Raw genomic sequence first — 959 nt, 5'->3', positions numbered from 1 at the left:
TTTGTCCGCAAGCGGCTATCTCAACCAAAGGTCTACTAGACCTTTGATTTTGCCTTGCAAAATTAAGTTTCAATAATCTAAAGAATTTTATCATTGGCTAGCGTTGTGCTTTCGTTAAAATAGAGTAGTCAATTTGTGTGATTTTCACATTTTCCTTCAAGTAAGCTTATGAGTTCTTCGGCTTGATCTTGAACGTTACTTAAAACTTCTTTTTCTCTTGCACATAAGATAATTGACATATTCGCAAAGTTAAGGACACCTTCATAAATGGGATCAGTTGGGTTTTTGTGCCAATCACTAGATTTCAATAACTCTTGTAGTTCACTATCGTAAATTTGTTTGTATTTGGGTACTTCTTGCATACCAAAAGCGGTATACCGTTTGATTCCAAAAAGTAGATCCATAAGCTGATTCGTGTTTATCTTCATAATATCCAATGCTTGTTCTTGTTGGACATAGTAATCGAGAATAGCAGTTTTATAATCATCGTTACTAATAATTTCTAATTTCCCGGATGAGGTAATGTCGTTAATAGCAGCTCTAGTAGGGACAAAGGATCTTGACCGTACAACCCCTAGCCAATCTTGAATCAATAGATCTTTCTTATCCTGCTTTTTGATTAAGTTTATTAAGAACCTTTGTGCTGTCTCAAGTCTAACATCTAAGGAATTTTCAGATAACCTTATGTTTGATAAATCTGAGTTAAGATTATCAACTAATTGACAATAGTAATTGATTTCCTGGTTTTTGGTCTTTCTGTTCTCATTCCAATTATTAATCTGAAGCGCAATCAAAATCCCTATAACAACAAGGATGATTTCTCCTATGGCATATTTAAAATACCTGTCTGTTTTATTTTTCTCCATAAGGTCGTATCTAATTTTACGAAAAAACTTAATCATGGTCTAATTTAAGCATTTAGTTTGTCCGCAAGCGGCTATCTCAACCAAAGGTCTACT

Annotated in this window: 1 protein-coding gene; it reads right to left on the bottom strand. The window is 33.8% G+C overall.

The features are described 5' to 3' along the window. Positions 1-128: 128 nt before the first annotated feature. Positions 129-902, bottom strand: a complete 774-nt coding sequence (locus J4050_RS15145) for a DUF6090 family protein (RefSeq protein WP_208155459.1) — start codon at positions 900-902, stop codon at positions 129-131. Between the last annotated feature and the right edge of the window lie 57 nt (positions 903-959).

Source organism: Winogradskyella pelagia, from assembly GCF_017581965.1.
Lineage (GTDB): Bacteria > Bacteroidota > Bacteroidia > Flavobacteriales > Flavobacteriaceae > Winogradskyella > Winogradskyella pelagia.
The sequence above is the reverse complement of the archived record's forward strand: the minus strand, read 5'-3'. Positions and strand labels throughout refer to the sequence as shown.

Bases quoted from the DNA above. Each gene is read 5' to 3' on its own strand.
- J4050_RS15145 (WP_208155459.1), bottom strand. From the start codon at position 902: ATGATTAAGTTTTTTCGTAAAATTAGATACGACCTTATGGAGAAAAAT.